Here is a 20,427-nt window from a genome sequence, read left to right on the forward strand (position 1 = left end):
TACTGCGTCGCCTGCGTTTACGGCTTCTTGAATCCGTATTTGGCGAGCACGGCCTGGCCTTCGGGGGATGCGAGGAACGCCAGGAACTTTTCTGCTTCGGCCTTCTTCTGAGAAGCGGCGATCACGGCGGCGGGGTAGGTGACCGGGTCATGCCCGCTCATCTCGCCCACGACCTTGACCTTCTCTTTGGCGATCATGGCGTCGGTGTTGTAGACGAACCCGACCTGCACTTCGCCCCGGCCCACGTAGTCCAGCACCTGGCGGACGCTCTCGCCCAGGATGAATTTGGGCTTGAGGGCGTCGTAGACTCCGGCGGCCGTCAGGGACTGGCGCGCGTAGCGTCCGGCGGGGACGGAATCGGGGTTGCCGATGGCGATCCGCTCAACCTTGGGGTTTGCGAGGTCCTTGGGGGCCTTCAGGCCCAGGGTGGAGTCGGAAGGCGTGATCATCACCAGGGTGTTGGCCGTGAAGTCCTTGCGGGTACCCTCGGCGATGAGCTTCTTGGCCACGGCCTGGTTCATGGTCTCCTGGTCCGCAGAGGCGAACACGTCCACGGGCGCGCCGGATTCGATCTGCTTAAGGAGCGGGCCGGATGCCGCGAAGTTGAACAGCAGCGTGGTTCCCGGAGCTGCCTTCTCGAACAGGGGCTTCAATTCCTGGAAAGCGTTGGTGAGGCTCGCGGCGGCGGAGATGGTGATCTCCCCGGCCATGGCCGGGGCCACGCAACCGAGCGCGAGCGCCAGAAAGAGAAGCGTTCCCCGCATGACTTGCAACATCTTCATGTCTTGTACTCCTTTTGGATGTTTGTGATTCAAGAGAGACGGCGAGGCGCCGTGTCCGGGTGACGTATCCCTCACCCGGCCTTGTGGAACCGTTCGTCCGCCTCATGCTTTCGCGCGTTCTGGACCACCCCTTCGAACCATCCGATGCGGTCGGCGTCCCACGAGTCGAAAGCCGGGACGTAGGGCTTGATGTCCAATACGGGCGTGTTGTCCAGCATGTCCACGTTCTCCACGAAGACCTTCTCCCCGTCATGCCCCATGAGCCGCAGCACGGACAGCCCAATGGGGTTTGGCCGCTTGGGCGAGCGGGTGGCGAAGATGCCGTGCAGGGCGTCGCCCAGATAGGGCTTCACCATGAGGTTGAACCCCTTGATCTCATGCAGGTGGTACACCAGCAGGATATGGGAGAATCCGTCCAGGTCCGCAAGGCCCTGCCGGAAAGGCTCGAACACGTCGATGGTCCCAGGCACGCCCACGGCTCCCACAGGCTGGATGGGCATGCCTTTGACGGTGGCGTGCGGAGTGCGGATGACGCCTATGGGTGAGTAGGTGATGCTCATGTCAGCAGGCCTTCAGTACCCGGCAGACGAGAATGTGCAGCACGGCGGCCCCGGCCACCAGCCACAAGGCCCAGGGATGCTGGATGGACATGGGCAGGCCGATTCCTGCGGCGGACAAAGGCAGCGCTTGCCCGAAGAAGGCCCCCATGCCCATGCGCCTGCGCAATGCGGGGGCATCCTGTTCGGGGGCGGGGACTGCACCTCCCAGGAATACCTCCACGACGAAAAGGAGCGTGAAGCAGATTGCAAGAATGAGGACAAGTTCCATGAGTGATACGCCTTGCGTGAAACTGGATTATTGATCGAGCGTATGCAGTACACTCAACCCGCCATCCTGACCACTTGCTCACGCTTTGCTGAACAATCGTGACAATGAGACAAGGAACTTATCTCGTGCTATCAGGAAGATACGAGGTGTTCTTTCATGATTCGCGATAATCTGGTTGCATTCCTGAATTCGCTCGGTTCGGACGATCTACGCTTCGTTATGGACAAGGTCAGCGAGAAGCGCTCCCCGGCCGGACTTTCCCCTGAGCAGCCGGGCGGTCCGGTCCGAGGCCCTGGGACGAAAGCGCCGTGCCCTGCCAAATCCTTCGAGGTGCCTTCGGACGTCAAACACCTGGATCACGCCCAGCTTGAAGTTCTGACGGACTCGTTCAGGACCTGGTACGAATCGGCGGCAAGCCCGCCCCGCAGGCGGTCGCGCGCACGCATATGGCTGCTTTTCCTGCTTATCCGGCACGGCGCGCTGAAGCTCGGGGAGAGCACGGCGCTGAACGACGCCACCGATTTCGACTTTTCGCAGTCCGAGGTGATCGTCAGGGGAGAGCAGGTGCGGCGTGTCAAGCTCCCCAAGAACGTCGCCCGCGAGGTTGAACTGCTGCTCAGGGAGCCCATGATAAGCTCGCTGGGGGGAGACGCCTTCAAGATGGATCAGGGGTTTGTGCGCAGGAAGTTCTATGAGCGTGCCGATGAATGCAAAATCCCCAGGGACCTGGCCAATCCCAGGGTGATACGCCACTCTCGCGCCGTGGAACTGCTGCGGGAAGGCATCCCGCTCAAGGCGGTGCAGGCCATCATGGGGCACCAGAGCGTGAATATGACCGCCCAGTACGTCAATTTTACGGAAAGCGACATCAAACGCATTGTCAATTATTACATCCTGAAGGAGTCAGAAATGAAGACAAGCGCACGGAATTCATTCACCGGAAAAGTGACCGCGATCCGCTCCGGCAACATCCTGGCCGAAGTGGAAGTGGCCACGCCGAGCGGCCTGAAGGTCGTGTCGGTGATCACCCACGACAGCCTGGCTGCCTTGGGAATATCGGAAGGTTCGCTGGTCACCGCCACGGTGAAGGCCCCCTGGGTCATCCTGGTCAAGGAGGACATGAAGCTCAAGACCAGCGCCCGCAACAAGTACTGCGGCAAGATCGTGAAGGTGAACGAGGGGCAGATTTCCGCCGAGGTGATCGTGGAACTGGCCGACGGCACCAAGATCTGCTCCCTGGTGACGGACGAATCCGTCAAGGCGCTGGACATGAAGGTGGGCGACGACATCTGCGCGTTGTTCAAGGCCTTCTCGGTTATCCTGAACGTCGAATAGGCAAATTGGAACCATATATGGAACGTGAAACCCGGGGCGACCCGGGTTTCGCCGTTCAGGAGGGGTTGTGAAGAAGTCACTGTTCGTTATTGTTGCGTGTTGTTTCATGGTGTTCGCTGGGTCTTTCGCCCTGGCCCAGCAGGATGATTCAAATAAATTGTCCGTCTTCCACGCGGGGAGCCTGTCCAAGGCCATGGCGGACATCGGCAAGGCCTTCACCGCCGAGACCGGCACCCCCGTCGCGCTGACAGGCTCCGGCTCCGGCTCGCTGCGTCAGCGCATCGAAAAGGGCGAGCGCCCCGGCGTGTTCGCTTCCGCCGACATGGAAAATCCGGCGGTCCTGGCCTCCCAGGGACTGGCCGACGCGCCCGTGCCCTTCACCCGCAACGTCTTGTGCGTGCTGGCCAAAAAGTCCGTGGGGATAACCCAGGCGAACCTGGTGGCAAAGCTGACCGATCCCTCCGTGAAACTGGGGACCTCCACGCCGGTGCTCGATCCGGGCGGGGACTATGCCTGGAAGATGTTCGACATGGCGGACGCCCTGAAGCCGGGAGCGGCTGCCGCGCTCAAGGCCAAGGCCATCAAGCTCGTGGGTGACCCGGCCCTGGCCATGCCCCCCATGGAATACCCCCGCAGCCAGATCGCCTGGCACATCGAGGAAGGCAGGGCCGACGTGTTCCTGGTGTACCTCACCACAGCAAGGCTGGCCGTGGCTGAGCTGCCGGGCCTTGAAATAATCGAGCTGCCCAAGGCGCTGACCGTTGGCGCGCAGTACGGGCTGACAGTCGTGGCCGGGGCAAATCCTGAAGCCGCCCAGTTCAAGGCTTTCGTGCTTGGCCCGAAGGGGCAGGCCATCCTGGATGGCTACGGGTTCCAGAAGCCGTAGGCCATGCGGCTCAAAGCGAGTGAACACGTCATGAGAAGATTCGGCGCCGCCCGGTACTGCTGCAACATGCTGGCGGTCCTGAGCGGCATTGCGATCTGAAAGCGGCGGACGTGTCCGCGAATTACAGCGCCCCAAGGCGCTTGAGCGCCAGCATGATGCAAGCCGAGACCGCCTCGAGCACCACCGAGAGCATGAGGGCGGTCTCGAATTCTCCCGTCGAGACGGCGTTGTAGATTTCCAGCGACAGGGTGTTGGTCCTGCCCAGGATGTTTCCCCCCAGCATCATGGTGATGCCCACCTCCCCGAGCGAGCGGCCGAATGCAAGGATGAGCCCTGTGGCCACGGTGCGCCGGATGTTGGGTAGGACCACCAGGAAGAAGGCCTGGGTCCGGGTCTTTCCCAGCATGAGGGCGGCTTCCACCGTGCGTTGCGGAAAGGAGCGGATGGCGGATTGGACGGGCCGGACGATGAGCGGCAGGCCCGAGATGAAAGCCGACAGCACGATCCCCCAGAACGAGAACACCACTTCGACGCCGAAGGAGTCCCACAGCCAGCCGCCCGCCGTGCTTCGGCGCCCCAGTAGCAGGAGCAGGGCGAAACCGATGGCCACCGGGGGAAACACAAGCGGAAGGGTCACGGCCATTTCGATGAGGCCGCGAAACGGGGCATTTTTTCTGGCGAGATACGCCCCCAGGCCGAGCCCGGCTGCCAGATGAAGGGGCATGGTGAGCAGGGCGGCCTTGGCGGTGAGCGCGAGGGGAAACATCACGCGCGGCTGGCCGAGCAACTCCAGCCACGCGCTGAGGTCCGTCACAGTCCGTGTTTCACCAGGATGCTCTTGGCGGCGGGGCTTCCCATGAATTCAAGGTACTTGGCCAGCTCGGGCTTTGCCGAAGCTCCCGGCAGGATCGCGTCGACGATCTTGATGGGTGTGTACAGGCTCTGGTCCATGAATGAGAATGAATGTAGCCAACGGCGTGTCTCCCGCAATAATCAGATTGATTTGAAAATACAGTGTTTGCGTCGCGAAGGGCAACGTGGTCACTTGTTCCGGGGGATTGGTGACGAGGGGGGCGGCCTGATCCACTCAGGGAAAACGATGCGTGATGCTTGGTGGGGCGCGGCCAGTGCGGAGTGTCCTCTGTAGACGCTCTGACTGGACAATTCGCGGCGGAATTCACCTCGTGGACAGTAGCCTCGCACGGCTTGCGCTTTGCCGCCGCCGTTGACCCTCCAGGCCGCGTAGGCTACCGTGCGCCCCGCCGCTTCGCGGGGCATGTCGGCAACGGCTATCCCGAAAGCGCTACTGCGGCTGGGCGTCTCCTCTGCGGGGGCGGGCGGTCGCTTCAGCCAGCGCTGGCACATGGACGGGGAAATTCTCTTCTAGGACACTCACGATGGAACGCACCGACAAGCGCAAGCAGCGCATTCTGGATGTATTGGCCCGCAGGCAGAAAGACCTGGCCCTGGTTCTGAACAACATCCACGACCCGCACAACGTCTCCGCCGTACTCAGAAGCTGCGACGCATTCGGCGTGGGCGAGGCGCATCTGTTGTACACAGACACGGCCTTTCCGGCCCTGGGGCACAAGAGTTCGGCCTCGGCCAAGAAGTGGGTGGAGATAAAGCGCCACAAGTCCGCCCGCGAGATGGTCACGGCGTTTCGGGACACAGGGCATCAGGTGCTTTCCACCGGGTTCGGGCCGGGCGCGAAGGCGCTCACGGACTGGGACATGACCATGCCCACGGCGGTGATCCTGGGAAACGAGCACGACGGGGTGGCCCAGGAGCTGCAAACCCTGGTGACGGACCACATCTACATCCCCATGCAGGGCATGGTGCAGAGCCTGAACGTGTCCGTGGCCGCGGCGGTCATTTTGTACGAGGCTTTCCGCCAGCGTATGGCCAAGGGGATGTATGAGGTGCCGATGCTCTCCGAGGAAGAGGTCCAGGCCAAGTACGAGAGCTGGATCAAGAAATAGACCACTGCTGTTCATGAATAAATTCGCGGGATTCGTGAGAATAGCTCACGAATCCCGCGAAGCTGTTGAGGGTCCAGGGGGATCATCCCCCTGGCGGGTCAAGGGCGGAGCCCTTGCGGGTCCGGGCGGAGCCCGGCTAGGCGCGGACGGAGCCCCGCTATTCTTGCGCCAGCGCTGCCTGCTTCGTAAGCAAATCCCGCCAGACCATCTCCAAATTCTTCTTCACCATGTCGTCGATCTGCCTGTCGTCATACTTGGCTTCCAGCTTGATCTTGTTGCCCAGGATGTGGGCCACCTGCGCGGGCGACGAGGCCTGTCGCAGGCTGGAACGCTGCACGTGGTCGATGGACAGATGCCCGGCGTACAGACAGGGGCGTCCGGCCAGGAACGAGCGGATGTCGCGGTCCAGGTCGTCGAACTGGGTGGGGGTGAAGCGCACGTCGAACACGCCCACCGAGTCCAGCAGCGACACGTCCAGCAGGTGGCAGCAGCCGGAAACCGACAGACATGGACGCTCGTAGGCGAACAGGCCGCTATCCAGGGTGCCGGTGCAGTTGTTGAAGACGCGCAGCCGGTCGCCGGGTTCCTGGCCAGCTTCGCCGGGCAGGCGGTGCAGCAGGTGGTAGTCTGCGGATTGCAGGGCGTGCGGGTGCTCGTGGTCGCGGATGGAGCAGCCCACGGTGCCGCACTCGGGGTGGCGCAGGGCTGCGTTCAATAATTTTGCCAGCCAGTCGCGCGGCAGGAGCACGTCGTCGTCCAGGAAGGCGGCGAAGCGGCAGGCCCGGACCTCGGGCAGCGAGAGCAGCCAGTTGCGCGCGGCGGGCGCGCCCACGTTCACGGGCAGGGTCACCACGTGCAGACGGTCCGCGCCGAAGCGGTCGCAGGCGGCGCGCACGGCCTGGGGCGTTTCGTCGGTGGAGCCGTTGTCCAGCACAAACACCGGGTTGTCCCCGATGTCCGAGGCGAAGACGCTTTCAAGAGTCTGGATGATAAGCTCCGCCTTGTTCCAGGAGTAGGCCAGGATGGCGGTGCGCTCCTGCGGCAGGGGCGCGTGCGGCGCGATGTTGAGCGTGTCCCAGAGCAGCAGGGTGAGGTTCGCGTTCCAGGGCATGGCCGCCTGAAGGCGCTTCCAGTGTTGGGCTGCTGCGGGGCGATCCGTCTGGAATGCCCTGCGCCCGGCCATGTAGCATTGCCAGGGCGCGAACGGCGAGGCGGCCCCGGAAGTCTCGTCGCTGTCGGCGGAAACGCCGTGGTGCGCGTCCAGCTCAGCCAGCAGGCGCTCCGCCAGAACCGGGTCGCCGGAACCTGCGCTGACGAGGGCTGCGGCCTTGTCTCTGTCGGTCAGGCGCACGAGCTGCTCCCAGGCCTCGTCCAGCCAGGACGCGCCGTTCTGTCCGGCCACGGCCTGCTCCAGGAATGCGCTGGCGGATGCCGCGTCGCCTTCGGCCACGAGGGCCTCCCAGGTCGGGTTCGGGGGCAGGGGGCGCAGGCGCTTTTTCAGGGCCAGCAGGTAGGCGCGGTTATCGGGTGAAAGAAATCCAAGCTGCGCGTCCAGGGTGATGAGAAGAGCCAGGGTCGGGGCGTGCAGGGGGCGCTCCTGCCAGGACCAGGAAAGAATCCCCGCCGCAGCCGATATCAGCACTTGATTGCCGGGGGCTCCCCGAACTATCCCTTCGGCCAGCCCCCATTGCTGCCAGGAGCTTTCCGTGGAGAGCGCCCAGGTGGGCAGCGGTCCGGCCAGGTTCGCCAGATTGCGCGGATCGAACTCGGGGAAAAAGCCCATAACGTCAGGGGAGGAGTTGCTCATGGTGTGTGATACGGTAACAGGTTCCCCGGAATCTCAGCTGGACCGCGCGGTTCTGGCCATCATCGGGGGCGGGTGCATCGTCTATCCCACGGAGACCTTCTACGCGCTGGGGGCCTCGGTGGGAAGCGCCAAGGCGCTGGAGCGGGTGAACGCCATCAAGGGCAGGCCGCGTTCCAAGCCGCTGCCGGTCATCATCGGCGACCGCAGCCAGCTGACCCAGGTGATGGACCCGGACGCCGCCTCCTGGCCAGGCTTCGAGAGCGCCATGGAGCTTATGGACCTTTTTTGGCCGGGGTCGCTCTCGATCATCGTTCCTGCCCGCAAGGACCTGCCAACGCCGCTGCTGGACGCTCGCGGGTGCGTGTCTGTTCGCCAGACGCCCCATCCCCAGGCTCGCGAACTCTGCCTGAAGACCGGCACCCCCCTGGCGGCCACCAGCGCCAACGTCAGCGGCGACCCGGCCGTGAGCGAGCTGTCGCGCCTGAGCCCCGCCGTGTGCATGGGGTCTGATTACGTGCTGAAGGGTGATCCGCGCCCGGCGGGGGGCCTGGCTTCCACGGTTGTCCGTCCGCGAGGCGGGCGCGAGGTGTACGTGTACCGCCTGGGGGCTGTGCCTTTGGAGGCGCTGGAGCGTGCGGGCTTCCTGGTGGTGCTGGAGTCGTAAAAGTATTTATACCCCGGATGGGGGCATGGGCGGGGTGGGGCCGGGTCCGTTCAAGTTTTTATACGGTTTTGGCGTGTTCGAGGAAGAGTTTGCTCAAGATAAAGGTTTGTTATTTTAGTGTGTTATGTGTTTAATTTGCTTATTTTGACGAGTTGGCCCGGTCCTTGCTTTATCTGTTTCATTCTTCCTCCTTTTGCCAAAGCCGGCTTTCAAGAAATACCAGGGTCTTGAAAGCCGGTTTCGCATTTCCAAAGCCTTTCTTCAAATCCCCAAGACAGCATAACAACCGACGCGTCGACTGCGCCGCATAGCAGCCACGATCATTGCGGCGATCAAGGCGCGCTGCGTGGCATGGGCATTGTGATCTTTCCATCGCACATGGATTCTCCTCGGACACAGCCGTAGGGCGGTCATGCAATACGGACTCAGCCTGGAGTGCCGTGCAGATGTTCCCAAGGACTACGCCTTTCCGGAAACTTCCTCGATTCAGAACGCAGAAAGGCGGGGAGAGGCGCACCAGGGGCGCTTCCCAGTCCCCGTGAACGAGAAATATGCGCTTCACAGGGGACGTGTCTGCTCCAACTGCCTAGAATGCCGAAGTATAAGTTCTTATACCAGCGCCGCTGGCCTGATCGTTCAGGAGCCTGATGATTCATGATGTCACGGATTCCCGAGGACATTCGATGGTCGAAATGCCGCCCGGACGAGCGGGGCGGCCCATCACGACAAGGAAATCACATCAGCGTTCGTGGGGCAGTGGCCGACCTGCCCCGGAAAACGCCTCCTGAACAGTGATTTCAGAAGCCTTCCTCGTAAAAGTTCTTATACCCTGAATGGGCGCATAGGCTGGGAGCGGTTTGGTTGTTCAAGTTTTTATACTGTCGAGGTGTGATTGGATAGGAGGATAGTTGAGGTAATATTGTTTTAATTCGAGGTGTTGTTTTTTATTTTTCAAGTTGTTTTCGAGTTGGCCCGGTCCTTGCTTTATCTGTTTCATTCTTCCTCCTTTTGCCAAAAACGGCTTTCAAGAAAACCAGGGTCTTGAAAGCCGTTTTTGCGTTTGGCGAGTACCTCTTCCAGATCCACCATCACACGCTCCGCCGGGATGTCCCGCATGCAGCGCGGCTCCTGGCAATCCAGATCGACGCAGGCGGCAGTGCACGGGCTGCAGTCAAGACCCAGGTTTATTTCCTGCATGTCCACAGGCCCCCATACGCCCGAGTCCGTCGGTCCGAACAGGGACACGCCGGGAACGCCCAGCATCCCGGCCAGGTGCATGGGACCGGTGTCCGCGCCCACAACCGCCCTGGCCGAAAGCATGAGCCCTGAGAGGGCATGCAGATTCTCCGGCGATGCATGGGGCTGACCCTCGGGAAGCAGGCCGCGCTCCAGTTCCGCAGGGCCGAGCACGAACAGCGGCTCCAGGCCTTTGGCGCGGATCATGTCGGCCAGTCGAAAAAATTGAACCAGGGGCCACTGCTTGCCCGGATGCCCAGCTCCGGGAAAGAGCAGCACCTGCCTGCCGGGGTGCCTGTGCGCCGCGAAGAGCTTTCGAAATTCGTCCAGCCAGCCGGAAACTGCCGGTATGCCCAGGCTTGCGAGCCCACGCGCGTATGCGTCGCGCACGTGCAAGCTCTTGCCGGGACTCCCGAGGAGCGGGACGCCATGATACGGCTCACGGCAATTTCCTATGATGTTCCGGCCGAAGTTGGCGTCCACGCCTTGTCGCGTGGAAGTCTCCGGATGCGAATCGCGGGAGGCTTGTCCCTCGGCAGCGGCTGACTCCCGCGTTGGAAGCGCCTTCAGGAACCGGCAGCAAGGGCCTGCAGGGACCTCCGGCACGCGGTCCAGCACGAACCACAGCGTCAGGGAGCCTTCGAGTTCCTGCGGCCATGCGTCTGCCCCGTGCAGGCGGTCCAGCCCTTTCCGCATGGGGGCGGGGCAGGAGGAAAATCCAAGCGGCTCAAGCCATTGAAGCCTGTCTGCCGCACCGGCCCAGCAGAGGTCGCTGTCCGGAAATGCCCGGCTGAGCGCCAGCGCGCACGGCCACACGGTTAGGAAGTCCCCCAATGCTCCGTGATGAATGAGAATCACCTTGTCAGTTTGGGGGCATGTGGGTATAGATTTCATTCAAATGTCTCTTTGTTTCGCGCCAGCCAGGGTGTAAACCCCCACGAACCCTGGACTGGCGGTTGTTCCGGCTGCTTCCGGGGGTATATATGCTACTCGCGAACAAGGCCACAGGAGCATGGACACCCAGACCCCGGCGATTTGCGAACTCTGCGGGCGGCCTTTGCAAACATATAGAAATCCGACGCCCACGGTTGATATCATCATTGCTTGTCCTGGCCGCAAGGTAGTACTGATCGAGCGCAAGAACATCCCGTTCGGCTGGGCGCTCCCCGGCGGTTTCGTGGATTACGGCGAGACGGTGGAGAACGCGGCCGTGCGGGAAGCGCTGGAGGAAACAGGGCTGGAGGTGGAGCTCACCGGCCTTCTTGGAGTGTATTCCGACCCCAAGCGCGACGCCCGCAAACACACCATGAGCGTGGTTTTCACGGCCCAGCCCCTGGACGCCTCGAAGCTCGGCGCGGGCGACGACGCCCTGAACGCGGCGATTTTCTCCCTGGACGAACTGCCGCGCCCCCTTGTTTTCGATCATGAGAAAATTATGGCGGATTATGCTCGATTATTCGGGCGATTGAACGGTGAAAGCGGGACACGACCGTAAAGCATTTCACCGGATCGTAATGCTTGCCGGGTTTTATTGTGGTAGGCAAACGCAAAACCGGACGGGGAGTCGGATGGCATTTCACCACAAGATAGTCTTCATAGCCTCGGAAATATATCCTTTCTCCAAGACCGGCGGTCTTGGAGACGTCCTGGGGGCGTTGCCGCTGACGCTTCGCAAGATGGGCGCGGACGTTGCCGTGATCACCCCGTTCTATGGAAGGCTGAGCACCGGGGAATTCAAGCTGCGCCTTATCACCTCGCGTCTTCCCGTGGGGTATCCGTGGGCTCCGATCACCGCCGAGATCTACATGGCCGACTACCATGGCCTGCCCGTGTACTTCATCCAGCGCGGCGAGTATTTCGACCGCCGCTTCTATTACAACACCCACGAAGGCGACTATTTCGACAACTGCGAGCGCTTCATCTTCTTCTGCCGCGCCTGCCTGGAATGGGCCAGGCGCATGGACATGGCCCCGCGACTGATCCACGTGCACGACTGGCAGGCCGCGCTTGTTCCGGCCTTCATGCACTTCTGGCGGGGCATCGATCCCTTCTGGCGCGACACCAAAACCATGCTCACCATCCACAACCTGGCCTTCCAGGGCCGGTTCGCTTCGCGCCTGTTCGCGGACAGCGGCCTGCCTGCGGAATCCTGGGGCATGGACGGCGTGGAATTCTGGGGTGACTTCAACCTGCTGAAGGCCGGCATCGCCTATTCCGACCTGGTCACCACGGTCAGCCCCACCTACGCGCGCGAAATTCTTACCACCGAGTTCGGCTGCGGCCTGGAGGGCATTCTCTCCAAGCGCCGGGCCAGCCTGCGCGGCATCCTGAACGGCGCGGACTACTCCGTGTGGGATCCCGGCAACGATCGCTACCTGCCCTGCACCTACTCGCCGGACGACCTGACCGGGAAGGCCAACTGCAAGGAGAGCCTGCTGGCCGAGCTCGACATGGACCCGCGCCTTGGCGACAGGCCGATCCTGGGCTTCATCGGGCGTCTGCGCAGGCAGAAGGGCATCGACCTTTTGATCGACATCCTGCCCCAGCTCATGGAGATGGACCTGGGAGTCGTGGTGCTGGGCGAGGGCAACCTGGAGTTCGAGGCCCAGCTCATGGAGCTCATGGAAACCTACCCCGGCAAGCTGGCCGTTCGGGTGGGCTACACCGAGGACCTGGCGCACCGCATCCAGGCCGCCTCGGACGTGTTCCTGATGCCGTCTCGCTACGAGCCTTGCGGCCTGACCCAGATCTACGCCCTGCGCTTCGGCACGCCGCCCGTGGCCACCAACCTGGGCGGGCTCTCGGACACCATCGTCGCCTACCCGCACCCCGAGTGCAACGGCTTCACCTTCCCCGAGGCCACTGCGGACGCCTTCCTGCAAAGCATCCGTCAGGCCGTGGACGTGTTCGACCGGCCCGCCGAGTGGGAGCTTATCAGGCAGCGGGCCATGCACACCGACTATTCCTGGGAGCGTTCTGCTGCCCATTATCTTGAAGTCTACAGGGAACTCGGCATCGACGTGTAAACCTTTGGAGGACGACATGAACATGCAGCAGATCCGCCAGCTGGCCAGAGAGAAGGGCGCCAAAATCGGCAAAATGGGCAAAGTGGACGCCATCCGCATGATTCAGCTCACCGAGGGCAACTTCGACTGCTTTGCCAGAGCCGTGGACGGCCACTGCGACCAGGGCGAATGCCTGTTCCAGGCCGACTGCGTCAAACTCGCCGCGAAGACCAACTAGTTTCGCCACGTTGAAAGACAGGGGGCTGTTTTTCAACATCATGTAACGTTGAGTTCTTCGGACGGCCTCACGCGTCGTTTCCAGCCACTTCGAGGACGCTACACCAGAAAACACCGGAGGCCGTCCTGAGCACCCCCATCACCATCCCCCCCTTCGATCTGTATCTCTTCGGACGGGGCGAACACTGGGACATCTACCGCATCCTCGGCGCGCACCCGCACCAGCTGGACGGCGCGGAGGGCTTCCGCTTCGCCGTCTGGGCTCCGGACGCAGATGAGGTGAGTGTGCTGGGAGACTGGAACGGCTGGCACTACGGCGCCACTCCCCTGCATCCCGTGGGCGTGTCCGGCATCTGGGCCGGTTTTGTTGCGGGCGTCGCGCGCGGGCAGCTCTACAAGTTCGCGGTGCGCGGCAAGGACGGCCACGTCCACGTGAAGACCGACCCCTACTCCTTTTACGCCGAGCTGCGCCCTGGCACGGCGTCCGTGGCCTGGGGCCTTGGCGGGCACGAGTGGGGCGACGGCGACTGGATGGAACGCCGGGCCAGGTCCGGCCTGCCCCTGGACAAGCCCGTCAGCATCTACGAGCTGCATCCCGGCTCCTGGCGCTGGAAGGGGCCGTACTACGGCGATTTTTTGTCCTACCATGATCTGGCCGACCAGCTGATCCCCTACCTCACGGACCTGGGCTTCACCCACATCCAACTGATGCCCGTGGCCGAGCACCCCCTGGACGAATCCTGGGGCTACCAGACCGGGCACTACTTCGCGCCCACCTCGCGCTTCGGCGCTCCCGAAGACTTCAAGTATTTCGTGGACCGCTGCCATCAGGCCGGTCTTTCCGTATTGCTGGACTGGGTCCCCGGCCACTTCCCCAAGGATTCCTGGGCGCTGGGCCGCTTCGACGGCACCGCCCTGTACGAGCACTCCGACCCGCGCCAGGGCGAGCACCCCGACTGGGGCACCTTCGTGTTCAACTACTCGCGCCACGAGGTGCGCAACTTCCTGCTGGCCAACGCCCTGTACTGGCTGGAGGAGTTCCACATCGACGGCCTGCGCATCGACGCCGTGGCCTCCATGCTCTACCTCGATTACTCCCGCAAGGAAGGCGAATGGGTGCCCAACGTCCACGGCGGCAACGAGAACCTGGAGGCCGTGTCCTTCCTGCGCGACCTGAACACCGTGGTGCACAAGCGCTATCCGGGTGCCATCATGGCCGCCGAGGAGTCCACCTCCTGGGCGGGGGTGTCGCGCCCCGTGTACGCCGGGGGCCTGGGCTTCACCTTCAAGTGGAACATGGGCTGGATGAACGACACCCTGGACTACTTCGCGAAAGATCCGGTGTTTCGCGGCTACCACCAGAACACCCTGACCTTCTCCATGCTCTACGCCTTCCACGAGAACTTCATCCTGCCCATGTCCCATGACGAGGTGACGCACGGGAAGGGCGCGCTGATCTCCAAGATGCCCGGCGACGACTGGCAGAAATTCGCCAACCTGCGCTGCTTCCTGAGCTACATGTGGGGCCATCCCGGCAAGAAGCTCCTGTTCATGGGCGGCGAGTTCGCCCAGTGGCGCGAGTGGTCCAGCCGCGAACCGCTGGACTGGGCGCTTCTGGAGTTTCCCAACCATCAGGGCGTGGTGCGCGCCGTGCGCGACCTGAACCGCCTGCTGAAGGCCGAACCGGCCCTGCATCAGATGGACAACGAGTGGAGCGGCTTCGAGTGGATCGACCTCACGGACTACCAGTCCTCGGTGATCAGCTTCCTGCGAAAGGCCAAGGACGGCTCGCAGCTCATGTGTGTGTACAACTTCACCCCTGTTACGCGGCACCACTACGCCCTGGGCAGCCGCCACGACGGCTACTGGCGCGAGGTGTTCAACTCCGACGCCCCGGAATACGGCGGCTCAGGCGTGGGCAACGGCGGCGGAGTGCAGGCGCGTCCGGCTGAGATCGGCCTGTGGCCCTATTACGTCTCCCTGACGCTCCCGCCTCTGGGCGCGCTGTATTTCAAGGCCGAATAACCGGCCGCCTGTCCGGCCAGGGGAGGGGGCTCCCGGTCTGACGCCTGGGCGGCTGTATGCTCGCCGAAACGGCGCGCCGCCCAGGCAGCATAGAGAACTCTGGACTCCCGCGCGCGTCGGCGGGTTGCCTTGGCCTGCCCGAAGCGCTAGTTCCCTCCCATGACACGGACACTCCTCCTCACCCTTGGCGACCCCAACGGGCTCGGCCCGGAACTCATGTGCCGCTGGCTGGCTTCCAAGCCGCATATTTCCGAACGCCTGGTGATCCTCGGGCCGGAGTCCTCCCTGGCGGCTCATGCCGGGCGCACGGGCATCGGCGCGCCCTGGACCCGCATCCCTCACGGCGCGTTGCCTGAGGATGCTCAACCGGGGCTATTCCTGATGGAACCGGACGGGCTTCAGGACTTCACGCCCAGGCCGGGCGAATTTTCGGCGTCCGGCGGGCTGGCCGCCGGACTGACGCTGTCGCTGGCCTGCGACCTGTTGTTGGGCGAGAATGGCCAACCAGGGCAAGCCCAGGCCGTCATGACCTGCCCGCTGAACAAGGCCGGTCTCCATGAAGCCGGGTTCGACTTCCCGGGGCATACGGAATTCCTGGCGGAGCGGGCGGGCGTCGGCCCGGACGGCGTGTGCATGCATCTGTGCGGCCCGAAGCTGCGGGTGAGCCTCGTCACCACGCATCCGCCGTTGCGGCAGGTGCCGGAACTGGTCACGGCTTCCAAGATCCTGCATTGCCTGCGGCTGACCTCCGGGTACGTCAGGGCGCTGGGCCTGTCCGGCCCGGTGGCCGTGTGCGGCCTGAATCCCCACGCCGGGGAGTCCGGCAGGATCGGTGACGAGGAGGTGCGGGTGATCGTTCCGGCCATCGAGCAGGCCCGGTCCGAAGGGCTGGCCGTTGCCGGACCGTTCCCGGCGGACACGGTGTTCAGGCGGGCCTACGACGGCGAGTTCCCCGCCGTGCTGGCCATGTACCACGACCAGGGGCTCGGGCCTTTGAAGCTGGTGCACTTCGGCGAGGCCGTGAACGTGACGTTGGGGCTGCCCTTCGTGCGCACCAGCGTGGACCACGGCACGGGCTACGATCTGGTGGGCAGGGACACGGCGGACATGGGGAGCTTCCTGGCGGCCCTGGAGCTGGCGCACAGGTTGATGCCAGGGGGCTAGCGAGGCGTGCGTATGATGAGGTGCCTGAACCTCGGGTCGATGTCGTCGTCGGTGCTGTAGGGGCTTTGCAGGTGGATGGTCCTTCTGCCCACCAGGTGCTTTCTGGGTTCAGCGTCTTTGTACCTCTCGTAGATGGCGACGAATTCGCCGTTGGCGGCGATGATGCCGAACCCCTTGTCCAGGGCCTCCAGCAGCAGTTTCGAGTCCTTGGCCGCAGTCGAGACCCAGACATAGCGGAACCACGGATAGCTGATGACGATGTGCCTGTCCGCCGTTATGCCAGATGCCTCCTTGTTGTATGCCTGAAGAAAGAGTTGGTATTCGTTCACGCCCAGGGGCAGGGCGTCGAAGTGTCCGGATGCCAGGGCTTTCACCGGGTCCGATAGGGAATTGAAGGGGGCTTCAACCACATCGATTCCGGCGTTGCGGTACACGGCGATGTCTCCCCACCCGATCCCTTGGCCGATGCGTATTTTTTTCAGGTCTTCGGCGTTCCTGACGTTTCCCAGCAAGTCCGCGTCTTCGTCGCGTACCAGGCATATCCGGTAGCCCAGCAGGCCCCTTTCCAAAGGAACCCTGATTGCGCTGATCAGTCCCTGTTTTTCAAGGGCGTCAGTGCCCTCGTCTGGCGGAACGAAGGCAACGGCCAGGTTCCCGCTGGCGAGTTCAGCGTAGAGGCGCTTGTTCTGGGCCGGGGGGAAGTATGCGAAGCTTGCCTCCATGCCTGCCGCCTTCAGAGCCGCCCGGCACAGCTCGCGGGCAAATTCCAGATGCTCGCCCGAGTGGACTGTGATCTGGACCGGTTCGGCCTGGACGCGCAATGGAGCCATAAAGGCCAGGAGGACATACAGTGCTGTTGTTAACCGTCTCATTCCGCAGCCTTCTCCGGTGGGGAAGCTTATGGTGGTGGCCCGTGGAGCGGGCGCAATGCAGCTTACTCGAATACCAGTGGTGCGCCAAGGCATTGTTTGGCCGTTCAACATCTTCTCCCGGCGCATTGTATGCCGGAAATCCCAGATGAGAGCGTGATTTATGATGTTGTTGCGGCAGCGTTGCAGCAAGGAATATTCACGAACCCTCGGCAGGGAGGTTGCTTGCGATGCCCAGCCCGGTTTCCAGGCTCAGCCGGAGCCGCCAGTCCCGCGCTTCTTCCAGGCGACGACGCACTTCAAGCGCGAACAATGCGCAACCGGGCCGTCCGCCCAGCACGGCGTGGAGCGACAGGCCCGTTGCCAGCCAGTCCAGGCCCTCCGTCCGTTCCGTTGAATCCTCTGCGAAACCCCGCAGGAGTGTTGCCCGCCCGGCATGGGAAGCGCCGGACGCGTCGCTGTCCCGTGCGATCCGGGCGGCGCGTCGTCCGGCCCGGTGCCCGAACACCTGCGCGGCCAGCACCATGCCGCCCCCGATGCGGTTCGCGCCGTGCATGCCCGTGGCGCACTCCCCGCAGGCCAGCAAGCCGGGGATGCTGGTCTGTCCGTGCTCGTCGATGACGGCTCCGCCGTTGCTGGCGTGGGCCATGGGGGCCACATGCAGGGGCGCGCCGTCCGGCTGGATGAGCCGGACGATGCCGGATTCGTCCAGGCCGCTCGCCAGGGCGAGGTCCAGGGCTGAATCCTCCAGGCCGTAGGCGAAGGGGCAATGCCCCGCGCGGCTGGAACAGAGCACGGGCAGGTCGGGCACAAGCCTTTCCACCGGAACGTCGCGCCCGTCAGGCAGAACCAGCCGATAGCCGCCAGCGCTCAGCGCGGCGGGTTGCCAGAAGGTCTTGCCCGGCACGGTGGCCCACATGAACTGGAGAAAGCCCAGGTTGGCCATGGCGGCTCCGGCGTGGGCCAGCAGTCCGTGGCTGTAGCCGGGCGTTCCGGGGCCTGCCATGGAATGGGCGAAGAGCCTGCCGGGACCGCCGAGCGCGACGATAACGGCTTTGGCGGCCACGAACACCGGCGGACCTCCATCGCGCGGGACCAGGAATGCGCCGGACGCCATTCCTTGGTCCGCTGCGATGGACGCAGCCAGCCATCCCGGCGCGAACAGGCAGCCCAGCGCATCCAGGCGCGCCTTGAAGCAGGCGAAGGCCCCGGCCAGTCCGGTGAACACGAACGCCCGGCGCGATTGCGGCGAGAAGCAGGATGAGTGCCCGAGCAGGCTGCCGGAGTCGTCGCGGGTGAAGTTCAGGCCGAGAGCGACGAGGTCTTGCAGGCGGGCTTCCCCCTCCCGGGCCTGGACGGCCAGCAGCTCGGGCGAGAGACGCGCGCCCCGGTTCAGGTCCAGGACCTCGCGGACATATGAGTCGCGCTCTGCGTCGTTCAAGCAGACGTGCATGCCCAGGGCGTTGTTCTGGTTGGCGAAGGAGGAACCGGAGGGAGCGCCTGTCGCGCTGGCGACCAGCACGCGAAGGCCGGGGGAGGATTCAAGGCAGGAGAGCGCGGCCCGAAGCCCGGCCAGTCCTGCCCCGAGGATCAGAACATCGACCGATTCGGGCGGCATGGCGGTCTCTTACAGCTTGCCCTGCTTCTTGAGGGCGAAGGTGAGCATCTTGCCAGCTTCCTGGAAATCGGGATTGAGCTTGAGGGCGATCCTGGCTGCCTTCTCCACCTTGTCGAACTTTTCCCAGTCGATGTAGAGGCGGCCCAGATTGAAATAGAGGTTGGGGTCTTCCTTGGCGTAGTTGACGGCGCGCATGAAATACTTCTCGCCCACGTCGTACTGGCCTAGTTTTCGAAGAACGATGCCGATGCGGTTGTAGAGGTGCAGCTGGTCCGGGGAGAGGCCCAGCGCTTCGTCCAGGTACTTGAAGGCGTCCTCGTAGAGCTCGGACTGCATGAACAGTTCGGCGATCTCGGCGCGCAGGTCGGAGTCGTTGGGGAACTCGCGCACCAGGCTGCTGAAGGTCTTTCGCGCAGCGGGGATTTCCTTGCGCTCGAGCTGGTCGCGACCGGTGTTCAGGCCCTCGGCGCGCCTCTGCTGGCGTCCCTCGATGGTGCCCTTGGCCTCGTCCACGGTGTTGGTCTGGAGTTCGCGCAGCAGCTCGCGCACGATCTCCAGGAGGGCTTTTTCCTCGCCCGGAGTGTAGGGGATCACCAGCGGATAGAGTGTCCGCAGTTCCTTGTTGTTGTTCAGCTGGTAGACGGCCTGTTGGATCAGCGTGGCGAATTCGTCCCGCTCGGCCTTCATGAGCTGGGCCTTGAGCATGGCCAGCACCGCCTCGCACAGGGCATTGACCGCCGGATGCGGTTTGCCCTGCTTGAGGTAGGTGTTTACCTGGGTGATCTGCTTCCTGGCCTTGGTGAGCTCTGCGGACATCAACCACCTCCGAAGGATTTGACTAGCGGCCCAGTTCCCTGCGCAGCATCTCCCGGTACCGTTTGAAGAAGGAGCGGCTGTCGTGGGGGCCGGGTCCCGCTTCGGGGTGGTACTGGATGGCGATGATGGGCTTCTTGGTGTGCGCGAAGCCTTCCAGCGTGTTGTCGTTCAGGTTTACGTGAGTCATTTCAACATCGGAGAGGGTGTTGATGTCAACGCAGAAACCGTGGTTCTGTGAAGATATCTCGATATGCCCGGTGGCGAGTTCCTTCACCGGATGGTTCAGGCCGTGATGGCCGAACTTGAGCTTGTAGGTCTTGCCGCCCAGCGCCAGACCCAACAGCTGATGTCCCAGGCAGATCCCTGCGGTGGGGTAGTCGTGCATCAGGAGGCTGGTGGCCTGCACCATGTCGGTGAGCGCCGCCGGGTCGCCGGGGCCGCTGGACAGGAAGATGGACTCGGGGTTCAACTTCCTGACCTGCTCGGCGGTGAAGAAGGCGGGCACCACCAGCAGATCAAGCCCTTCAGCCACCAGGAGCCTAAGGATGTTCCACTTGATGCCGCAGTCGAAGGCCACCACGCGGGGGCCGGTTCCGGTCCAGGTGTAGGAGCCGTCGGGGTTCAGCGCCACCTTTTTGGGGGCTTTGCCGTCCCAGACGTAGGGCTCTTTGGGGGTGACTCCGCCCGCCAGGTCCAGGCCTTCCATGGGGGGCAGCTCGCGGGCCTGCTTCACCAAGTCGGCGGGGTCCTTGCATTCGGTGGAGATGATGCCGCGCTGCGCGCCGTGCAGGCGCAGGTGGCGGGTCAGGGCGCGGGTGTCGATGCCCTCGATGCCCGCGACGTTGTGGCGGCGCAGGTAGTCGGGCAGGGTCTCCTTGGAGCGCCAGTTGGAAGGCTGCTTGCAGCATTCCTTGACGATGAAGGCCTCGACGCGGACGCGGTCGGATTCGACGTCTTCAAGGTTGACGCCGTAGTTGCCGATGTGGGGATATGTCATGCAGACCATCTGGCCGACGTAGGAGGGGTCGGTGAGGACTTCCTGGTAACCGGTCATGCCGGTGTTGAAGATGACCTCTCCTCCGGCGCGGCCGGGTCCGGTGAACGACGTGCCTTCGAACCAGGCGCCGTCTTCAAGGGCGAGAAAAGCTTTCATTGATGCTCCAGACGCCGCGT

At 63.4% G+C, this 20,427-nt stretch carries 20 protein-coding genes; 9 read left to right on the top strand and 11 right to left on the bottom strand.

Annotated features, from left to right (window positions below; all coding sequences use genetic code 11):
• Positions 1-17 precede the first annotated feature (17 nt).
• The 3 genes from modA to G453_RS0108245 form a co-directional block, all read right to left on the bottom strand.
• Positions 18-782, bottom strand: a complete 765-nt coding sequence (gene modA, locus G453_RS0108235; protein ID WP_407635551.1) for a molybdate ABC transporter substrate-binding protein — start codon at positions 780-782, stop codon at positions 18-20.
• A gap of 71 nt (positions 783-853) precedes the next feature.
• Positions 854-1,342, bottom strand: a complete 489-nt coding sequence (tsaA, locus tag G453_RS0108240) for a tRNA (N6-threonylcarbamoyladenosine(37)-N6)-methyltransferase TrmO (RefSeq protein WP_027190676.1) — start codon at positions 1,340-1,342, stop codon at positions 854-856.
• Position 1,343: 1 nt separating this feature from the next.
• A complete protein-coding gene (locus G453_RS0108245; RefSeq protein ID WP_027190677.1) occupies positions 1,344-1,610 on the bottom strand; it encodes a hypothetical protein in 267 nt (88 codons plus the stop codon).
• A 156-nt stretch (positions 1,611-1,766) separates the two neighbouring features.
• On the opposite strand from G453_RS0108245, the gene G453_RS0108250 reads away from it, so the two are divergent.
• Entirely contained in the window at positions 1,767-2,945 is a 1,179-nt protein-coding gene (locus G453_RS0108250) for a TOBE domain-containing protein (RefSeq protein ID WP_235731722.1), read from the top strand.
• Between the two features lie 67 nt (positions 2,946-3,012).
• Positions 3,013-3,831, top strand: coding sequence for a substrate-binding domain-containing protein (locus G453_RS0108255; RefSeq protein WP_051272021.1), 819 nt, complete (start codon positions 3,013-3,015; stop codon positions 3,829-3,831).
• A gap of 121 nt (positions 3,832-3,952) precedes the next feature.
• Here the strand turns inward: G453_RS0108255 and G453_RS0108260 are convergent, their stop codons facing one another.
• Together G453_RS0108260 and G453_RS27850 are read right to left on the bottom strand one after the other, a co-directional pair.
• Positions 3,953-4,645: a molybdate ABC transporter permease subunit gene (locus G453_RS0108260; RefSeq protein WP_043645031.1), complete on the bottom strand. Its 693-nt coding sequence runs from the start codon at positions 4,643-4,645 to the stop codon at positions 3,953-3,955.
• A complete protein-coding gene (locus G453_RS27850; RefSeq protein ID WP_156920849.1) occupies positions 4,642-4,782 on the bottom strand; it encodes a substrate-binding domain-containing protein in 141 nt (46 codons plus the stop codon). Before G453_RS27850 ends, G453_RS0108260 begins: the two co-directional genes overlap by 4 nt.
• Before the next feature lie 446 nt (positions 4,783-5,228).
• On the opposite strand from G453_RS27850, the gene G453_RS0108270 reads away from it, so the two are divergent.
• A complete protein-coding gene (locus G453_RS0108270) occupies positions 5,229-5,813 on the top strand; it encodes a TrmH family RNA methyltransferase (RefSeq protein ID WP_027190681.1) in 585 nt (194 codons plus the stop codon).
• Between the two features lie 157 nt (positions 5,814-5,970).
• Here the strand turns inward: G453_RS0108270 and G453_RS23040 are convergent, their stop codons facing one another.
• On the bottom strand, positions 5,971-7,620 hold the full coding sequence (locus tag G453_RS23040; RefSeq protein ID WP_084502179.1) for a glycosyltransferase family 2 protein: 1,650 nt from the start codon (positions 7,618-7,620) through the stop codon (positions 5,971-5,973).
• Here G453_RS23040 and G453_RS0108280 point away from each other — a divergent pair.
• Entirely contained in the window at positions 7,619-8,284 is a 666-nt protein-coding gene (locus G453_RS0108280; RefSeq protein WP_027190682.1) for an L-threonylcarbamoyladenylate synthase, read from the top strand. The genes G453_RS23040 and G453_RS0108280 overlap by 2 nt on opposite strands.
• A 993-nt stretch (positions 8,285-9,277) precedes the next feature.
• On the opposite strand, the gene G453_RS0108285 is transcribed toward G453_RS0108280, so the two are convergent.
• On the bottom strand, positions 9,278-10,414 hold the full coding sequence (locus tag G453_RS0108285; protein ID WP_084502180.1) for a glycosyltransferase family 9 protein: 1,137 nt from the start codon (positions 10,412-10,414) through the stop codon (positions 9,278-9,280).
• 118 nt (positions 10,415-10,532) lie between these two features.
• On the opposite strand from G453_RS0108285, the gene G453_RS0108290 reads away from it, so the two are divergent.
• From G453_RS0108290 to pdxA, 5 genes are all read left to right on the top strand, one after another.
• Entirely contained in the window at positions 10,533-11,015 is a 483-nt protein-coding gene (locus G453_RS0108290; RefSeq protein WP_027190684.1) for an NUDIX domain-containing protein, read from the top strand.
• Positions 11,016-11,088: 73 nt separating this feature from the next.
• A complete protein-coding gene (gene glgA / locus G453_RS0108295; RefSeq protein WP_027190685.1) occupies positions 11,089-12,546 on the top strand; it encodes a glycogen synthase GlgA in 1,458 nt (485 codons plus the stop codon).
• A gap of 16 nt (positions 12,547-12,562) precedes the next feature.
• Positions 12,563-12,763, top strand: a complete 201-nt coding sequence (locus tag G453_RS0108300) for a hypothetical protein (RefSeq protein ID WP_027190686.1) — start codon at positions 12,563-12,565, stop codon at positions 12,761-12,763.
• Positions 12,764-12,888: 125 nt separating this feature from the next.
• Positions 12,889-14,787 (top strand): 1,4-alpha-glucan branching protein GlgB, encoded by a 1,899-nt coding sequence (gene glgB, locus G453_RS0108305; protein WP_027190687.1) that lies wholly within the window; start codon positions 12,889-12,891, stop codon positions 14,785-14,787.
• A 159-nt stretch (positions 14,788-14,946) separates the two neighbouring features.
• Positions 14,947-15,951, top strand: coding sequence for a 4-hydroxythreonine-4-phosphate dehydrogenase PdxA (gene pdxA / locus G453_RS0108310; protein WP_027190688.1), 1,005 nt, complete (start codon positions 14,947-14,949; stop codon positions 15,949-15,951).
• Here pdxA and G453_RS26180 read toward each other — a convergent pair.
• From G453_RS26180 to carA, 4 genes are all read right to left on the bottom strand, one after another.
• Positions 15,948-16,823, bottom strand: a complete 876-nt coding sequence (locus G453_RS26180) for a type 2 periplasmic-binding domain-containing protein (RefSeq protein WP_156920850.1) — start codon at positions 16,821-16,823, stop codon at positions 15,948-15,950. The genes pdxA and G453_RS26180 overlap by 4 nt on opposite strands.
• Positions 16,824-17,019: 196 nt before the next feature.
• On the bottom strand, positions 17,020-18,438 hold the full coding sequence (locus G453_RS23050) for an FAD-binding protein (protein WP_043645033.1): 1,419 nt from the start codon (positions 18,436-18,438) through the stop codon (positions 17,020-17,022).
• A 9-nt stretch (positions 18,439-18,447) separates the two neighbouring features.
• Positions 18,448-19,254, bottom strand: a complete 807-nt coding sequence (locus tag G453_RS0108325) for a tetratricopeptide repeat protein (protein ID WP_027190689.1) — start codon at positions 19,252-19,254, stop codon at positions 18,448-18,450.
• Between the two features lie 22 nt (positions 19,255-19,276).
• Positions 19,277-20,407, bottom strand: a complete 1,131-nt coding sequence (carA, locus tag G453_RS0108330; protein ID WP_027190690.1) for a glutamine-hydrolyzing carbamoyl-phosphate synthase small subunit — start codon at positions 20,405-20,407, stop codon at positions 19,277-19,279.
• Positions 20,408-20,427 lie beyond the last annotated feature (20 nt).

Source organism: Fundidesulfovibrio putealis DSM 16056 (genome assembly GCF_000429325.1).
In the GTDB taxonomy this organism is placed as follows: domain Bacteria; phylum Desulfobacterota; class Desulfovibrionia; order Desulfovibrionales; family Desulfovibrionaceae; genus Fundidesulfovibrio; species Fundidesulfovibrio putealis.